This window comes from Paenibacillus sp. FSL F4-0087 (genome assembly GCF_038020215.1).
Lineage (GTDB): Bacteria > Bacillota > Bacilli > Paenibacillales > Paenibacillaceae > Paenibacillus > Paenibacillus taichungensis.
The window spans coordinates 797,869-814,755 of the sequence record NZ_JBBODJ010000001.1; the positions used below are offsets into that span (position 1 = coordinate 797,869).

General features: G+C 45.7%; 15 protein-coding genes. 2 read left to right on the forward strand and 13 right to left on the reverse strand.

The annotated features are described in order from the left end of the window. Nucleotides 1–122 precede the first annotated feature (122 nt). From MHB84_RS03755 to MHB84_RS03770, 4 genes are read right to left on the reverse strand one after another with little or no spacing between them, the layout of a single operon-like run. Complete coding sequence (locus MHB84_RS03755; RefSeq protein WP_076289885.1) at nucleotides 123–1,721, reverse strand: ABC transporter substrate-binding protein; 1,599 nt, start codon at nucleotides 1,719–1,721, stop codon at nucleotides 123–125. 54 nt (nucleotides 1,722–1,775) lie between these two features. Then, entirely contained in the window at nucleotides 1,776–2,678 is a 903-nt protein-coding gene (locus MHB84_RS03760; RefSeq protein ID WP_076289886.1) for a carbohydrate ABC transporter permease, read from the reverse strand. Nucleotides 2,679–2,696: 18 nt separating this feature from the next. After that, nucleotides 2,697–3,656: an ABC transporter permease gene (locus MHB84_RS03765; protein WP_062320079.1), complete on the reverse strand. Its 960-nt coding sequence runs from the start codon at nucleotides 3,654–3,656 to the stop codon at nucleotides 2,697–2,699. 11 nt (nucleotides 3,657–3,667) lie between these two features. After that, nucleotides 3,668–4,432 (reverse strand): alpha/beta hydrolase, encoded by a 765-nt coding sequence (locus tag MHB84_RS03770; protein WP_076289887.1) that lies wholly within the window; start codon nucleotides 4,430–4,432, stop codon nucleotides 3,668–3,670. A gap of 465 nt (nucleotides 4,433–4,897) precedes the next feature. On the opposite strand from MHB84_RS03770, the gene MHB84_RS03775 reads away from it, so the two are divergent. Both MHB84_RS03775 and MHB84_RS03780 read left to right on the forward strand, forming a co-directional pair. Beyond that, nucleotides 4,898–5,815, forward strand: a complete 918-nt coding sequence (locus MHB84_RS03775) for a serine hydrolase domain-containing protein (RefSeq protein WP_076289888.1) — start codon at nucleotides 4,898–4,900, stop codon at nucleotides 5,813–5,815. Beyond that, on the forward strand, nucleotides 5,812–6,243 hold the full coding sequence (locus tag MHB84_RS03780; protein WP_076289889.1) for a GNAT family N-acetyltransferase: 432 nt from the start codon (nucleotides 5,812–5,814) through the stop codon (nucleotides 6,241–6,243). The genes MHB84_RS03775 and MHB84_RS03780 overlap by 4 nt, the downstream gene beginning before the upstream one ends. Nucleotides 6,244–6,337: 94 nt before the next feature. On the opposite strand, the gene MHB84_RS03785 is transcribed toward MHB84_RS03780, so the two are convergent. The 9 genes from MHB84_RS03785 to MHB84_RS03825 form a co-directional block, all read right to left on the reverse strand. Continuing rightward, nucleotides 6,338–6,592: an AbrB/MazE/SpoVT family DNA-binding domain-containing protein gene (locus MHB84_RS03785; RefSeq protein ID WP_024629045.1), complete on the reverse strand. Its 255-nt coding sequence runs from the start codon at nucleotides 6,590–6,592 to the stop codon at nucleotides 6,338–6,340. A gap of 170 nt (nucleotides 6,593–6,762) precedes the next feature. Next, the gene (gene trmL / locus MHB84_RS03790) at nucleotides 6,763–7,227 is read right to left on the reverse strand and encodes a tRNA (uridine(34)/cytosine(34)/5-carboxymethylaminomethyluridine(34)-2'-O)-methyltransferase TrmL (RefSeq protein ID WP_053780483.1); all 465 of its coding nucleotides are present in this window, start codon (nucleotides 7,225–7,227) and stop codon (nucleotides 6,763–6,765) included. A gap of 137 nt (nucleotides 7,228–7,364) precedes the next feature. After that, a complete protein-coding gene (serC, locus tag MHB84_RS03795; RefSeq protein WP_076289890.1) occupies nucleotides 7,365–8,453 on the reverse strand; it encodes a 3-phosphoserine/phosphohydroxythreonine transaminase in 1,089 nt (362 codons plus the stop codon). A gap of 233 nt (nucleotides 8,454–8,686) precedes the next feature. Continuing rightward, entirely contained in the window at nucleotides 8,687–10,111 is a 1,425-nt protein-coding gene (glnA, locus tag MHB84_RS03800; protein WP_063564243.1) for a type I glutamate--ammonia ligase, read from the reverse strand. 414 nt (nucleotides 10,112–10,525) lie between these two features. After that, nucleotides 10,526–11,590 carry a 3-deoxy-7-phosphoheptulonate synthase gene (gene aroF, locus MHB84_RS03805; protein WP_076289891.1) on the reverse strand — a complete coding sequence of 355 codons (1,065 nt, stop codon included), beginning with the start codon at nucleotides 11,588–11,590 and terminating at the stop codon, nucleotides 10,526–10,528. Nucleotides 11,591–11,823: 233 nt separating this feature from the next. Then, nucleotides 11,824–12,777 carry a 4-hydroxy-3-methylbut-2-enyl diphosphate reductase gene (locus MHB84_RS03810; RefSeq protein ID WP_076289892.1) on the reverse strand — a complete coding sequence of 318 codons (954 nt, stop codon included), beginning with the start codon at nucleotides 12,775–12,777 and terminating at the stop codon, nucleotides 11,824–11,826. 68 nt (nucleotides 12,778–12,845) lie between these two features. After that, nucleotides 12,846–14,306, reverse strand: coding sequence for a sensor histidine kinase (locus tag MHB84_RS03815; RefSeq protein ID WP_076289893.1), 1,461 nt, complete (start codon nucleotides 14,304–14,306; stop codon nucleotides 12,846–12,848). 1 nt (nucleotide 14,307) lies between these two features. After that, nucleotides 14,308–14,997, reverse strand: a complete 690-nt coding sequence (locus tag MHB84_RS03820; protein ID WP_076289894.1) for a response regulator transcription factor — start codon at nucleotides 14,995–14,997, stop codon at nucleotides 14,308–14,310. 173 nt (nucleotides 14,998–15,170) lie between these two features. Beyond that, a complete protein-coding gene (locus MHB84_RS03825) occupies nucleotides 15,171–16,850 on the reverse strand; it encodes a S1C family serine protease (RefSeq protein ID WP_076289895.1) in 1,680 nt (559 codons plus the stop codon). Between the last annotated feature and the right edge of the window lie 37 nt (nucleotides 16,851–16,887).

The following is a 16,887-nucleotide window of genomic DNA, read 5'->3' on the forward strand; positions in this document are numbered from 1 at the left end:
CCACTACATGTTGTAGAAATAAAGAACCCGGCTGCGTTCGGGGAGAGACCGCGCACCGGGTTCGATTGGATGGGACAGACAGAACACACCTGTCATATCCCATCTTGCTAATTACTGAATGATTACTTGAATTCTTTGTTCAGTTCATCCAGGTAAGGTTGAACCAGGGACATTTTGCTGTTCACCCATTCTTTCCAGTTCGCTTCCAGATCTCCATTTTTGAGGATCAAGTTGGCATATTCATTCTGGTAGTCGAATGAAGCCTGACTTTTAGCTTTGGAATCGTACAGGTTGACATCCCAGTCGTATGTTGCGAGTGATTGACCTTCTGTACCGAGTTTTGCTTTTTCCTCGAACAGTTTCACAGCTCTATCACGATAATCCTTTTTAATTGCAGGGTTTACAACACTGAAGTCGTCACCCAGAAGATACAGACCTTCGAAACGTGCTGGGTATTTGTCTTCCAGAACAGTACCTTCTGGCAGCAAGCTAACCAGTTCTTTGTTTTCATCATATTTCCAATCTGTTCCTTCGAAGCCCATGTTGATGAGCAGTTGTCCTTCTTTGGTAGTCGAGTAGTCGATCAGATCCATGATCCGTTCGAATTTCTCGTCGCTGATGTCTGGATTGAAGATCAATGCAGACCAGAAGTTAGCTTGCTCCATGTTACGGTATTTTCCATCGTCGCCCACTACGATTGCTGTGTGTACCAGTTCATCACTATCTACACCCAGATTCTTTCTCATATCAGAATCCAGACCTTGTCTGTACGAAGCCAGTCCGCCCAGACTTGTTACTGCAGCTGTACCTGTTACTTTGAAGTTGTTTTGACCTTCATTGTTTTTCCATGTGTAGAATTCAGGATTGAGCAAACCATCTTTGTAGGCTTTTTGCATCAATTTAAGTCCTGTCAGAGTTTCAGGATCTGCTGGTCCCCAGTGGAACTGACCATCTTCACCTTTGTAGAACGGCGTGTCGGTCATGGCATGCACACTGTTCGGCATAATGATATTCGTCATAGCATCTGCCGCATTGTAGGACAGAGGTACAAGTTTGTTGCCCACTTTGCCTGGATCTTTTTCTTTTACAAGCTCAGCGTATTCATTCAATTCAGTTGTTGTATATGCATCTTTCAGTTCGAAACCAACCGCTTCAGCCCAGTCTTTACGAAGTGCAATGACACCAATTTGGTTCGTCAATGGGTCAGCAGGTTTGTTCTCGAAATAGATTGGTCTTGGCAGGACGTATGTTCCACCCGTCAGTTCTTCCAGCTTGTCTCCAAGACCGGTCAACTTGTAGGCTGCTGCCACGTTAGGCCAGCGTTCTTTCCAGTCATCCGGGAATTTGTAGAACAGGCCTTGATCAATACTGTTCATGGCATCGCCATGCACATAGTTCCATACTGCTACATCCGGCAAATCGCCAGAGTTGATCCACAGACGAAGCTTCTCGCCCCATGAATCCCAATCGATATAGTTGTAATCCCATGTTACATTGAACTTGTCTGTCCAGAACTTGTGGAAGTCATTATCCAAGTTCCCGTTTTTAATTTCTGTCAGGTTAGCTACAGAGATGGTCAGGTTATCTTTGTAATTTCCCTCTGCATCTTTTTCGTTACCACCTGAAGCTCCTTGGCTGGAACAAGCGGTCACCATCAGCATAACTACACTAAGCGTGATGGCAAAGAGAGCTCTTACTGACAACTTTTTGTTCGTTTTCATGTTTTACCCCCATGTTTTTTAGTAGAATTTTAATGCAAAATCCTATACGTATAATCAGGTCTTGATAGCCCCTGTTAATACCCCTTTGGCAAAGTGTTTTTGCAGCATTGGGAAGAAACACATAATTGGTACCATGGTGACAAATACTGCCGCCATCTTCATACCCATTGAGAAATTGCTTGCTTGGGCAGCATCCACACTGGATGCATTAGATGCGTTCGTCTGGGATGTGACGATAATGTTTCTGAGAACATTCTGGAGCGGCAACTGATCCGCTTTTCGCAGGAATATCATCGCGTCGTACCAACTGTTCCAGTACGCCACACCGTAGAACAACGTGATTGTAGCCATAATTGGTGTAGCCAGCGGAAGAACAACAGAGAACAGAATTCTCCACTCTCCTGCTCCATCCAATCTCGCCGATTCCATAAGCGACTCAGGCAAGGTATAGAAGTAGTTCATCATCAGAATCATGTTGAACGCACTGAAGCTTCCCGCCAGGATAACAGACCACAGCGTACCTGTAAGGTGAAGTGATTTCATGATCAGGTACAGCGGTACAATACCACCATTAAAGATCATGGTGAACAGTACTAGGAAAAAGAGAAATTTCTTGAACGGAAATTTATTGCGACTAAGGCCATATGCCATGCTTGTTGTCAGGAACAAGCTAAGTGGCAAACCGATAACTAGCAAAATAATTGTATTTTTGTACCCCGACAGAATCGTTCCGTCAGCGAACAACGCCTTATAGGAATCCAATGTCCATTCTTTAGGGAACATCAAAAATGGATTGTCAGCATATTCTTTTTGTGTTGCGAACGAGATCATGATGACATTCCAGAACGGAATCAGAATCATCAGAGCAAGCACAAGTAAAATGGCGAAAATAATGTAATCGAGAAATGTCATTTTTTCTGTACCAATTCTCGGCTTTTTGTTAGCTTTCTTACTCATTTCATTTTTCCTCCTCTCTTATCGGAACAAACCGTCTCCGCCAAGCCACTTGGCAAATCTGTCTGCGAGAAGCAGCAAGACCATATTCACGAGGGAACGGAACAAGCTGACCGCTGTCGAGAATGAGAAGTCCGTTGAGGACTGGAACGTAATCCGATAGATATATACATCCAATACTTCCGATACATTTTTAGTTGCGGCATTTGCCAAGTTGAAGATCTGGTCGAAACCGGAAGACATCAATCCACCAACCGACAGGATGAACATGACGGTGATTGTAGGAAGAATGTTTGGCAATGTGATGCGGAACATCTGTTGCATACGGGATGCTCCGTCAATCTGTGCTGATTCATACTGATCCTGATCGATACCAGAAATGGCAGCCAGGAAGATAATCGCACCCCATCCACTTGATTTCCAGATGTCCGTCAACAGCAGCATCGGTACAAAGTTGGACTCGGAACCTAGGAAGTTAATGGTTGGCAATCCAAGCAAACCAAGTGCACTGTTTACCAGTCCGTCATAAGCCAGGACGTTGATGACTACCCCGGATACGATGATCCATGAAAGGAAGTGAGGGAACGTAAGAACTGTCTGGAACCACTTTTTCCCTCTGCGCATCCGCAATTCATTCAGCAACAGAGCCAGAATAATCGGGAACGGGAACTGAATAATCAGTTTTAGAATGTTGATGTACAGCGTCCGCCATACGGCGTCAATAAAGGTTGGATCCCGGAAAACGTATTTGAAATTCTCAAATCCGCTCCATGGGCTTCCCCAGATCCCCAGGTTTGCCTTGTAGTCTTTAAACGCAAGAGACAGGCCACCCATTGGCATGTAGGCAAACAGGATCAGCCAGACGAGCCCTGGAATAAGCAGGGTGTACGTCATTCTGTGCTTCCAGATTTCACTCCAGAGCGAATTGCCTTTCAAGTTTCCCTTCAGCTTTTTGCTAGGTCCTTCGGCTGCAGGTTTCAAATTGCATCTCCTCACTCTACTTTGGTCTTGTCGTTATACAGAAAATCAAACATTGTTCTCAGGTGTTGCTCCCAGAATCTCCATTCATGGGTACCCGGCGTCTCCACATACTGAAACTCAAAATCCGTTTCCTGCATGTATTCCGCGAATTTGCGATTCATATCCACAAACGGATCAATATCACCACAACAACTCAGAATATCCGGTAAATCTCCACCTTGCTTCAACAGCTTGGCAGACAGTGCGTACAGGTCCTGATCAGGTTTTACCTGTAACCGTTCTCCAAAAACCGCTTTCATTTCCTTGATCATGCCTGATGGCATTTCCGGATCGTGAAGCCGGGTCTGAATATCAGTTACACCTGATAAGGACACCGCCTTGCGGTACCTCTCGGGATATGTCAGTGCACATTTCAATGCACCATACCCACCCATGGATAGACCGGCGACGAAGTTCTTTGCCGGGTCTGTATTGAGATTGAGCTGGCGCCTGCAGAATTCAGGCAGCTCCTGAGTGATGTAATGGAAGTAATTCAGGCCGTATTCCATATCGGTGTAATAGCTTCGGTTCGCTTCCGGCATAATGATGGTACAGCCATATTGTTGCGCGTACATTTCAATTGTAGTCAAACGTTGCCATGTACTTGCATTATCGCCTGCCCCATGCAGCAAATATAGCGTACCGCCTGAAGTGTCTCCGGAGTCACTGGACACTACATGTATGCTTGTGTTCATGCATAACGTAGGCGATCCGGTTTCGATCGTTATATGCGCCATAAGTAACCCCTTTCATCGTCGGCTGCTGTCTGTAAACTTCTGTTTCTCTGCCTTTTTGTTGCAAATTCCAGTGATTCCCCCGTATTTCGCTCGGTTATCGAAACGATTTTCTCGAATCGTTTCAAAACATAGCCAACGTTGATTTACTTGGACTTGATTACAACACTTTTTATGTGGAAGCGATTTCTTCGAATCGTTTCGAATAAATCATAATCCCGAAGTACAAACCCTGTCAATAACCTTTTTACAAATTTCGCGCTTTTTTCTCAAAAAACTGATTTTTCGTGATGAAATTTGCGTCAAAAGGCACTTTTAAAGTAAAACATTTTCCTTTAAGTAACCGTTTGCACCTATTCATTGACATTGAACCTCGTTTGTAATAACATAAGTTCTAATTTTTGATCCAGATTGCGGAAACGTTTCACCAAGAGTTAAAATTCTTCTTTTTTTAGAAAGGATGTTAAGATGTCGAGTATTATTAATTCTTTTGTTCATCATATAGATGAGCAGCAGTTAAACGTTCATTCTGTTCGGGTATTGCAGAAAGGGGTTACAATCGGAGCGTGGGATCGCACCGGCGATATGCGCCGCTTACAACACTCTGTCAGCAAATCGTTCACCTGTATGGCGATTGGACTGGCTTTGGATGAGGGCACACTTACACTTGAATCCAAACTAGGGGACTACTTCACTTCACCAACACCTGCTTCCCATTTAACAGCCTACCCTCCTGCGGACCTCACCCTGTACGATTTGCTGCGAATGTCATCGGGGCATGACGTACCTGTGTTATGGGCAGAAGAGCGAGCCACCCTGCCTGAGAAAGATTGGGCAAAATATTACATGTCCCTTCCTTTGGATAGAGTTCCTGGTGAAACGTTTACATACAGCAGTGCAGATACGTTTATGATCTCCGCCATGTTTCAGGCGGCCACCGGTCAAACCGTTAAGAACTATCTGATTCCCCGGCTATTTGAACCACTGGGCATTACGAATGTAGAGTGGGAGACTTCTCCCTTGGGCATTACATTGGGCTGTGCGGGCCTGCAGCTCACCAACGAGGAATTAGGTAGATTCGGTCAACTGTTGCTTCAGGAGGGCCACTGGAATGGCAAGCAGCTCATTCCTGCGGAATGGATCCGATTAGCGACAACACAACAGATCCCTACACCAGGAGACGGCGACTGGGGACAAGGTTATGGATATCAATTCTGGAGATGTTCCCATAACGCTTACCGTGCTGATGGCGCCAATGGTCAACTATGCGTTGTCCTACCGGAGCTGGAGTCCGTCGTTGCCATCAATAGTGATGAACAAAATATGCAAGCCATTCTTGACAATGTATGGTCGGATATACTGCCTATTCTGGAGGGGAACATTTGATTATACGGCCAGCCACTGAGGCAGATTATGCGGAGTTGAGAAACATTTATCTGGAGTCGCGACGTGCCCGATTCCACTGGGCTAAGCCGGAAGAACTGTCTCTGCAGGATTTTGATACAGATACCGTGGATGAGCATATCCTTGTGGCTGAAAATGAAGATGGACCGCTTCTCGGCTTCGCTTCGCTGTACCTTCCCGAGAACTTTATCCACCTTCTGTTTATTCATCCCGGTTTTATCGGCGGGGGTACAGGTTCACGCTTACTTGATGCGTCAGTTTCACTCATGCAGCAGCCTGTTCGATTGAAATGTGTATCTGATAATCATAAAGCAATAGGCTTTTACGAACGACAGGGTTGGAAAAAAGTCATTGAAGAAGGTACACCCGGGGAGAAATATTGGGTGATGGAATACAACACGAATAGCTGAATCCATTCGTTTGATCCCGGTAAATTGGAAGTGGACATGATTTTTCCACACAAAAAAAGTATCATGACCTTTAGAGGCCATGATACTTTTTATTTTACCCGTGCTGTGGAAGCTGGGTCATTTCATCTAAACATTGTGCGCATATGTAACGCTCTTTGAACTCATTGACTTCTTCCATCGATCCACAAAAAATACATTTTGGACGGTATCTCTCCAGAATGATATGGTCCCCTTGTACTAAGATCTCTACAGGATCTCCCTCATTCATTTGATACCTTTTACGCAAAGATTTAGGCAATACGATCCTACCCAATTGGTCAACTTTGCGAACGACTCCAGCTGGCTTCATAGCTACGGCACACCTCTCCTATCTTACTCTAAATTTCTAGGTACATTTGTACTATGTTTATTAATTCGCCAAGATTTTGTCGAATCCTGCTGGAAATAAACATTTTTTGTCCTTTTTTTTGAAAAATGTTTTTTTAGCGAATTCTAACCGTCACTTAAACGCGAATTAGACTAATCCAGACCCGGGAAATTAAGTTGACGCAACGCCTCATACACAATGATTGCTGCTGAGTTTGACAAGTTCAATGATCTGACATCACCTGTCATTGGCATCTTCATACAAGTATCTGGATTAGCAGCAATTAATTCTGGAGGAAGGCCTTTCGTCTCCTTACCGAACACTAGAAAATCTCCATCCTGAAAATTAAAATCGCTATAACGGTTCTTCGCCTTCGTGGTTGCGTAGAAGAAACGCCCTTCAGGGTACTGTTCTTGAACCTCAGCAAACGAATCATGATATTCAATATGAACGGCATGCCAGTAATCCAGACCCGCGCGTTTCAGTGTGGCATCATCCGTACGGAATCCGAGTGGACGCACGAGATGCAAATGTGTACCGGTAGCCGCACATGTACGGGAAATATTTCCTGTATTTGCCGGAATCTCCGGTTCAACCAGAACGATATGTAAAGCCATATGTGTTCAATCTCCTTTTCATTTCATGTAAACGACAATTCTCTAATCTTAAAGAAAAGCCCTCCACACGTCAATGTGGAAGGCTCTGGTAAAGCACAAGGGTGAATGCTTGTATTCACAACTCGCTGCCAGGTTGTTTAACCATTTGTCTTCTGGAAGTGGCTCATGAAGTCCGTAAGTGCCTTAACACTTTCATATGGAGCAGCATTGTAAATGGAAGCACGCAGGCCACCAACACTCCGATGCCCTTTCAGACCAACAAATCCTTCTTGCTCTGAAGCCTTGATAAACTGTTTCTCCAGCTCCTCGTTAGCCAGGTGGAAGGTCACATTCATCAGGGAACGATCTGCCGGATCTACACAACCACGGTAGAAGTCTCCGGATGAATCGATCGCATTATAGAGCAAATCAGCTTTCTTCATGTTCTTCTGTTCAATTCCAGCCAATCCACCTTGTTCTTCGATCCATTTCAGAACCTCATTCACCATGTATACGGAGAAGGACGGTGGTGTATTATAGAGAGAATTGTTATCCACATGTGTACTATATCGAAGCATCGTCGGAATCGTTTTAGGAGATTCACTAACCAGTTCTTCGCGAGCAATAACAACCGTAATTCCTGATGGGCCCAGGTTCTTCTGTGCACCTGCATAGATCATGCCGAATTGATTAAGATCAAACGGTTTGCAGAAGATGTCACTCGACATGTCGGCAATAAGTGGAACTGAACCGGTATCCGGGAATGACTTGAATTGAGTTCCCTCAATTGTTTCATTAGACGTCAAATGAACATAAGCTGTGCGATCCGGGAAGCTAAGATTCGACACATCCGGCAATTTCATATATTTATCCGCTTCGGAAGATGCAGCGACCTGCGTCTCCCCAATCAGTTTCGCCTCAGACAGTGCCTTCTTGGCCCAGCTGCCTGTCATGACGTAACTGGCTGTCTGCCCTTCCCCGAGCAGGTTCATCGGCAGCATGGCGAACTGAGTGCTGGCTCCGCCTTGCAGGAAGAGGACCTTATATCCTTTTGGATTGCCTAGCAGAGACAACAAACGTTCCTGAGCTTCATTATGTACAGATTCGTACACCGCCCCACGGTGAGACATCTCCATAATCGACATTCCTGTATTCCGAAAATCAACAAATTCTGCCTGAGCACGCTCCAGAACCTCAAGTGGCAACGCCGCAGGTCCTGCATTAAAATTATACGCTCTCTTTGTCACAAAATCCCCCGCCCTTTCCATCCGTAGCTGACATATGAAGTGAATATTATCGCTATGATATCAGTATTCCCTATCTGCTTCAAGGGCAATAAGCACCGAAGCTGCGAATCAGGGTTATCAAATTCCTTTATCACCCTGCAAAGTTAATGCACCACATCGTTCAATTCAAGGAAAAGCCTCCGAGAGCGAGTCCCGGAGGCTATACATTGGGAACAGTTTCTGTTCCGACTGGATTAGCAGTCGAAGTAGAGGCTGTACTCATGCGGATGAATGCGAATTGCTACTGCTTTCGCTTCGTCACGTTTGAGGTTGATGTAGTTCTCGATGAATTCTTTCGTGAAGACGCCGCCTTCAGTCAAGAATTCGTTGTCCGCTGCCAGAGCGTCAAGCGCTTCTTCCAGGGAAGCAGGCACACTGCGGATATTTTCTTTGTCTGCATCAGACAAATCATAGATGTTTTTGTCGAGCGGACCATATCCAAGCTCAGTTGGGTTGATTTTGCGTTTGATACCATCCAGACCCGCCATCAGCATTGCAGCGAATGCCAGGTAAGGGTTAGCTGTGGAGTCCGGTGTACGGAACTCGATACGACAACCTTTTGGTGTCACAGCCGCAACCGGAATACGTACTGCTGCTGAACGGTTACCTTTGGAGTAAACCAGGTTAACCGGTGCTTCATAACCAGGTACGAGACGTTTGAATGAGTTCGTACTAGGGTTAGTCAAAGCAATCAAAGCCGGTGCGTGGTACAGAATTCCTCCAATGTAATGCAGAGCCATTTCGCTCAGGTTTGCATATCCCGCTTTGTCATAGAACAATGGGGAATCACCATCGAAGATGGATTGGTGAACGTGCATTCCGCTACCATTATCACCAAACAGTGGTTTTGGCATGAATGTTGCTACTTTACCATATTGACGTGCAGTGTTATGCACGATGTATTTGTATACAAGCAGGTTGTCTGCTGTTTTCTTCAACGTATCAAAACGGAAGTTGATTTCGGCTTGACCAGCTGTCGCCACTTCGTGGTGGTGACGTTCAATCGACAGGCCTGCTTCTTCCAAAATGCGACACATTTCACTACGAATATCTTGTTGTGTATCCACTGGAGCTACAGGAACATATCCGCCTTTAGTGCGAACTTTGAAGCCCAGGTTACCGCCATCTTCCTTACGGTTGGTGTTCCAAGAAGCTTCTTCGGAATCTACGAAATAGGAAGAGCTGTTCGTGCCGCTCTCATAACGTACATCGTCGAAGATGAAGAACTCGGATTCAGGTGCGAAGAATGCTGCTGTACCTACTCCGCTTTCTTTCAGGAATTCTTCCGCTTTGACTGCGATACCGCGTGGGTCACGCTCATAACGCTCGCCATCCGGAGTGAAGATATCACACATAACATTCAATGTAGGGTGTGCTGTGAACGGATCGACAAAAGTCGCTTCAGGATCTGGAATCATAACCATATCGGACTCTTCAATTCCGCGGAAACCTTGAATAGAAGAACCATCAAAGGCTACTCCATTTACAAAAGTGTCTGCGTCAACTGCCGAAGCTGGTAACGAGATGTGGTGCGCACGACCGGATAAATCTACAAAACGAAAATCTACCCACTCGATGTTGTTCTCTTGAATTGATTTCAATACGTTTTCAACCGACATGTATTCGTCCTCCCAAATATTCCGAACATTAAACAACCCCGCTAAGAAAATGTCCATATTCGAATTTTTTTCTGTCGTCATTATAAAATCTCAAATGTGACATCGTCAATACTTATGTAAGGTATTTTTTGCAACTATGTAAGCTATGCTCACATTTTATAAACCTATTGATTTCACTTAACAACGTATATACATTACATTTAACTGGTTTAATGCGGTAAAGCAAGGCTATATTTAGCCTAAATTATGGAAATAACATTACATCATAAATGTTTCTTATCACCTATGATTAATAAATGCGTTCAAAGCTCCAAATAACACAAAAACCGGACATTTTGTCCTAGCCCCATTCTCATTGAACGGAGCCAGGGCAGATGCCCGGGTGAACTATATTACCTATACTATGAAGATCAGTTATACGCCAACTCGTGCTGGAAAGAACTCCGCCGGTTGTTTGGCTGTGTTGAATGTTTTACCGACGATTGGTGCCAATTTCTCCAGATCCTGAAGCAGGTTGGCAAATTGGTCAGGGAACAGAGACTGCACGCCGTCACCCGTCATGGAGTTATCGGGGTCCGTATGCATTTCGATAATTAGGCCGTTAGCACCAGCAGCAACAGATGCCTTCGTCATTGGTTCAACCAGCTCACGGCGCCCCGTACCATGACTTGGGTCCGAAATAACTGGTAGATGACTGAGAGACTGCAAGACAGGGATGGCCGAGAGGTCGAGCGTATTACGTGTGTAGGATTCGAATGTACGAATACCACGTTCACACAGCATTACATTCGGGTTGCCACCCGCAAGAATGTATTCAGCGGCATTCAACAGCTCATCGTAAGTTGCACTGAAGCCACGTTTCAGCAATACCGGTTTGCCACACTCACCCAATTTACGTAGCAAATCGAAGTTCTGCATATTACGTGTACCTACTTGCAGAATATCTGCGTACTCGGCACAGATATCCACATATTCAGGCGTCATGACTTCTGTAATCGTCAGCAGGTCATGTTTCTTCCCTGCTTCTGCCATCATGATCAGACCTTCAACGCCCGTTCCCTGGAAGCTGTACGGACCTGTACGTGGCTTAAATGCACCACCGCGAAGCACCTGTCCACCGGCAGCCTTAACCAGCCCGGCAATCTCATCAATCTGTGCAGCTGATTCAACCGCACACGGTCCGCCCATAACGACGAGTTCTTTCCCGCCAATATCTACACCTTTGATGGAGATCACGGTATCTTGAGGATGGAAATCACGGCTTGCCAATTTGTAAGACTTCGAAATCTTAACGACATTCTCTACACCTTTCATTTGACGGAGATGCTCAGCCATTTTCGGTTCTACTTTACCAATAAGGCCAATGATGGTGTGGTCCTCTCCACGCGAGATATGGACCTGAAGTCCTTCCTTTTCAATTGTAGCGACGATATCCTGAATATGTTCCTCCGGAGTAGCTTTACCTGCAATAACGATCATTATAATTCCCATCCTTCCTTGTATGAGAGCGCCTAAGCGCGTCTGATTTAATCCTCAAAACTCTTCTCCACTTAAACGCTTGTTCGCTTTTAAGCTTTTATCCACTAAAGTAAATATAACATATTCACCCTTTTCAGTCAAGCCGACTCTTATCCCCTACAAAAAAAAAGAATCCTGCAGTCAGTCACCAAATTTCGGCTCTGTGCTGCAAGATTCTTATATTCATGTTTTGTTTACGTCGTACGAGTCTTTTCCCTTACAGGAGGTAATAGCTTGCTCATATTCACCGTACGTTTGATTTCCCATGTTTCCGGCTTGTCATGTTCATATTGCTCCAGATACAGAATGACTTCCTTCGTGATCGGAGTTGGCGTAGAAGCGCCTGAAGTAACAGCCACCTTATTCACACCTTTCAGCCATTCCTGCTGTATCTCAGCCACATCTGATACACGATATGCCGTTACACCCGCAATTTCCTCCGATACTTGTGCAAGTCGGTTGGAGTTATTACTGCGAGGATCACCTACAACAATGACCAGATCTGCCTGCCCTGCCTGTTCGGCAACAGCTTCCTGACGGACTTGGGTAGCCAAGCATATCTCATTATGAATCTCTGCGCCTGGATACTTCTCCAGAAGACGGCTCATAATGTGTTTAATGTCCCATTGACTCATCGTTGTCTGATTTGTGATAAGGATTTTGCCAGGAGGTACGTTCAGACCGTCAATCTCCTCTTCCTTCTCGATCAGATGAACATGATCGGGTGCAACACCAACCGCGCCTTCCGGCTCTGGATGATTCTTTTTCCCAATATAGATAATGTCATATCCCTCTGCCGTCTTCTCCCGAATAAGGTCATGGGTTTTGGTTACATCCGGACATGTTGCATCCACTGTAGTTAAACCTTTATCACGTGCCATCTTGCGCACTTCTGGAGATACACCATGGGCCGTAAAGATCACTGTTCCACTCTCGACCTGGCTCAAAATATCAATCCGATTCGGTCCGTCCAGTGTAATAATGCCCTCATCTTCAAAAGAGTCCGTCACATGTTGGTTATGCACAATCATACCCAATATATAAATAGGCCGTGGTAGGTCCAGATTGCGTGCCGCCTGGCGCGCGAGCACCATCGCATCCACAACTCCGTAACAATATCCCCGCGGCGAAATTCGCAGTACTTCCACTTGGTTGCCACCCGCTTTCTTTCTCGGCAAAGATAGCCGATGTAATTGCAGTCCTGTCTATTATAACCTTATTCGATAGGCGGAGCAAAGACTACCGGCAACCAAATGATAAAGGTCGTTCCTTCTCCACGTCTGGTTACAACCTCGACAGACCCTTGGTGTTCCTCAATGATCCACTTGGCAATCGACAGTCCCAGACCTATACCTGGTGTGGCACCGCGTGACTCATCCGCCCGATAGAACCTGTCAAAGATAAATGGAACTTCATCCCGATCCATTCCGATTCCCGTATCACTGATGCGTAGTCCTACCTGACCTTTATAAAGTATTGCATCAAGCGTAACCGAGCCATCTGGAGTGTACTTGAAGGCATTCTCGATAAAAATAAACAACATCTGCTGTAAATAGTCCTTGCTGCCGTTCACATATATGCCATTCAGAATCGATAGATCTCCTGGACGCCAGTCTGCCTGATGATCAAGGAATTGCGACCTGCGAGCCACTTCCTGTACCAGAATCTGCAACGGGATCGGATTCAGTTCGATTTTCTGTCCTGTATCGGCTCTGGCCAAAGACAGCATATCACTGATCAGTCTACTCATGCGTTTTCCTTCATCCGCCATGTCCTCTATCGCTTCGAGCGACATTTGTTTAACCGTTTCTTCGTCCAGATTTGGTCGGTCCGTGCTCTCCTGATCCCACAGCTTCTTAAGGAAGTCCACATTTCCACGGATCGTGGTCAGCGGTGTACGCAGCTCATGCGAGGCATCAGATACAAATCTGCGCTGAGCTTTATTCGTCTCCTCGAGACCTCTGAATGACAGCTCTGTTCGTTCAAGCATATTATTGACTGTTTCAATCAGACGTCCAATCTCATCCATGGGACCCGTATATTGAATGCGCACACTAAGGTCATCCCCGGACTGAATCTGATTGGCCGCATCAATCACATTGACGAGCGGACGCATGGATTTGCGAGCCAGAATCAGCCCCGAAGTAATGGCAAGCGCCATTGCGACAAGCCAGCCAAAAACCAGAATATTTCGTAAAGCTTCCAAGAGTCGTTCCTGGGAACTAACATTGGCGCCGACTTGAAGGAGCCCCCTTATTTCATTGGTTCCCTGAAGAGACAGGGGCTGTTGATTCACCAAGAAAGGGGTCCCATTCACATAGATCTTGGATATTCCACGCTTTTTCTGGATCTCATTGGATTTCACAACGGGAAATTGAATCTGAAGTTTCTCCATATTGCCTGAGATTTTACCAGATCTGCTCTGGTAGTCCCACAACTGGATATATATCTGAGCTTCCTGAAGCTGACTTTCCGTAAAAGGGTCCAGGTCCAGCGATTGTGAAAGTGGATTGACACCAATCTGATTCGTAATTCGTTCACTTTTATCTTTCAGTTGCTGTTCCACTTCTTGATACGTATTAAAATAAACAAAAGCGTAGATCACAACTCCCCAAAAAATGAGCACGGCTGCCAAGATGCCTGAATACCACGCGGTTAATCTTAACCGAATGGACATGTCAGGAGTCACCTCTCAAAATATAGCCGGCTCCCCGGATGGTCTGGATCAAACGTTTGCCGCCGTATTCTTCGGTTTTTTGTCTGAGCATGGCAATATACACTTCGAGCACATTGGACTCACCACTGTAATCATAACCCCAGATTTTATCCATAATCAGATCACGGGACAGCACACGTTTCGGATTTTGCATGAACAGATTCAGCAATTCGAACTCCTTGGCAGTCAGTTCCAGACGCTGACCGTCACGCAACACCTCACGAGAATCATTATCCAGAATAATATCCTCATACATTAGTCGATTATCAGGCGTGTCTGCTATATCCGCTTTACGACGCAATAAGGCACGGACACGAGCCAACAGTTCTTCAAGCGCAAACGGCTTCACGAGATAATCATCTGCACCTGTGTCCAGCCCAATTACCCGGCTCTGTACTTCATCTTTGGCAGTAAGCATCAGCACGGGTACCTTGCTCCCCGCTTCTCTGAGTCTGCGGCATACCTCAAACCCGTCAATTTGCGGCATCATGACATCAAGAACCACGATATCCGGCTCTTTATCCATCAGCTTACTGAGGCCCTCCGCTCCATTCGAAGCTGTCTGTACATCATATCCTTCAAAAGCAAGTCCCCGCCGAAGCATGGACACGATTTTTTCATCATCATCAACAATCAGAATAGTTGAGCGCATGGTCTTTCTCCTTTATCCCTTAACGTTTTAATCTCATTGTAACAGCCAAAAGCGCAATCTGCATCTTTCCAAACACCTTGATGGAGTACAAACGTATATAGTGCAAAAAAAGCGAAAGGGCCCTCAAACCCTTCCGCTCTTCTAAACCTTATTTTATAACCTATGTTTCAGCATTATGGTTGTTGTTGCGTAGTATCGTAATCGTTTTTGTTGCCGATTTTGAGTTTCACATCCATTTTTTTGCCGTCCCGAACAACATTCAGTGTCACTTCACTGCCGATTTCCTGTTTCTTGATGAAATCAATCAAATCCTGACTTGTGCTGTACGCTGTACCATTAGCACCTGTGATGATGTCATAAGCACGCAGGTCTGCTTGGTAAGCAGGGGATTGATAGATCGTGCTGGCTACAACTGAACCTTCAGTGATATCCGTTCCCATCTGTTTAGCCACTTCAGGCGTGAGGGCCATCAGAGATGCACCAATGAACGGTACGGGCTCTTTGGGAACTTCTTTGTTTTCTTTCAGATATTTAACCGCATCCGAGATTACACTCGAAGGAATGGCAAACCCAATACCCTGTGCATCCGCGCTAACCGCAACGTTCATACCAATGACTTCACCATTCAGGTTAAGCAATGGTCCACCGGAGTTACCAGGATTGATGGAAGCATCCGTTTGTAACAAGTGGCTGTACTCACGGGTTTTGCCTGTTTCTTCGTCCGGAATGCTGATCGTACGTTCTTTCGCACTCAACACACCTGCAGTAACTGTGTGTTCAAATCCTTCCGGGTTACCAATAGCTACAAGCCATTCACCCACTTGTGTGCTGTTGGAATCACCCAATGGAGCGACAGGGAAAGCATCATCGCCGCTGTTTTTCTCGATTTTCAATACGGCAAGGTCAAGGTCGAAGCTGCTTCCCAGCAATTTCGCTTCATATGGTTTGCTGTTGTTCTCCAGCGTTACTTGAATCACATCTGCACCTTGAACCACGTGTTGGTTCGTCAGGATGTAGCCTTCTTTGTCAAAAATAAATCCGGAGCCAATGCCGAGTGGAACCAACTGATTGCTGCTTTGTTGCTGTTGCTGCTGATTTTGGCCTTGGTAGCTATCTGTTCCGCCATTGCTTCCATTACCAAAGAAGTATTGGTACAATGGATCACTCATCGTAGAACCGCCCTGGCTGCTGCTGCGTGAAGACTGCTTCGCTAGTGTTTCGATTTTGACGACAGCCGGACTTGTACTCGTTACTACAGAGGATACATCCTCTTTGCCCGTTGGCAGTAATGACGCTGTCACGTTATTGCTGCTGCCTGAGTTAGTAGGAGAAGATGACTGACTGGAGCTTTCATTTTCTGCACTTGTCAGCGCTTCCTGTGGTGTAAACATATTTGTTCTGTCCGCTGTGTACATCAGCACTGTAATGACCAGCATCCCGGCGATGAAAGAGAACAGGAGCGATCTTACGGAAGAACGTGGCCGACGGTTGTTATAATTCCAATTGCCATTGTTCTTGCCTCCGTTCCCCTGATCTCCTCCGTTGCCACCTGAACCGTTGCCGCCGCCCCCTCTGGAGGACGTATTGGCTTGATCAGATGATTCGTTACTGTAATTACTGTAGTAAGTAGGTACGGGCTTCACGGGGTCAGGTCTTGTAATCTCTACATTTCCTTCTTCACGTAGATTATGTTCCCCATTATGACTTGCTGTATCTTCCTGATTCACGGACTGAAAAGGTCCATAAGAATAATAATAGGAGGAATCGTCCGTCCCGGATGAATTGCGATTCTCCGCTTGTTTAGTTTCATTTTCCTCGTCTTGACGGTTCGCTCTGTAATTACGTTCGTCCATGCCTCTCTACCTCCCAATCTCTTCTTCGCAAGAGATA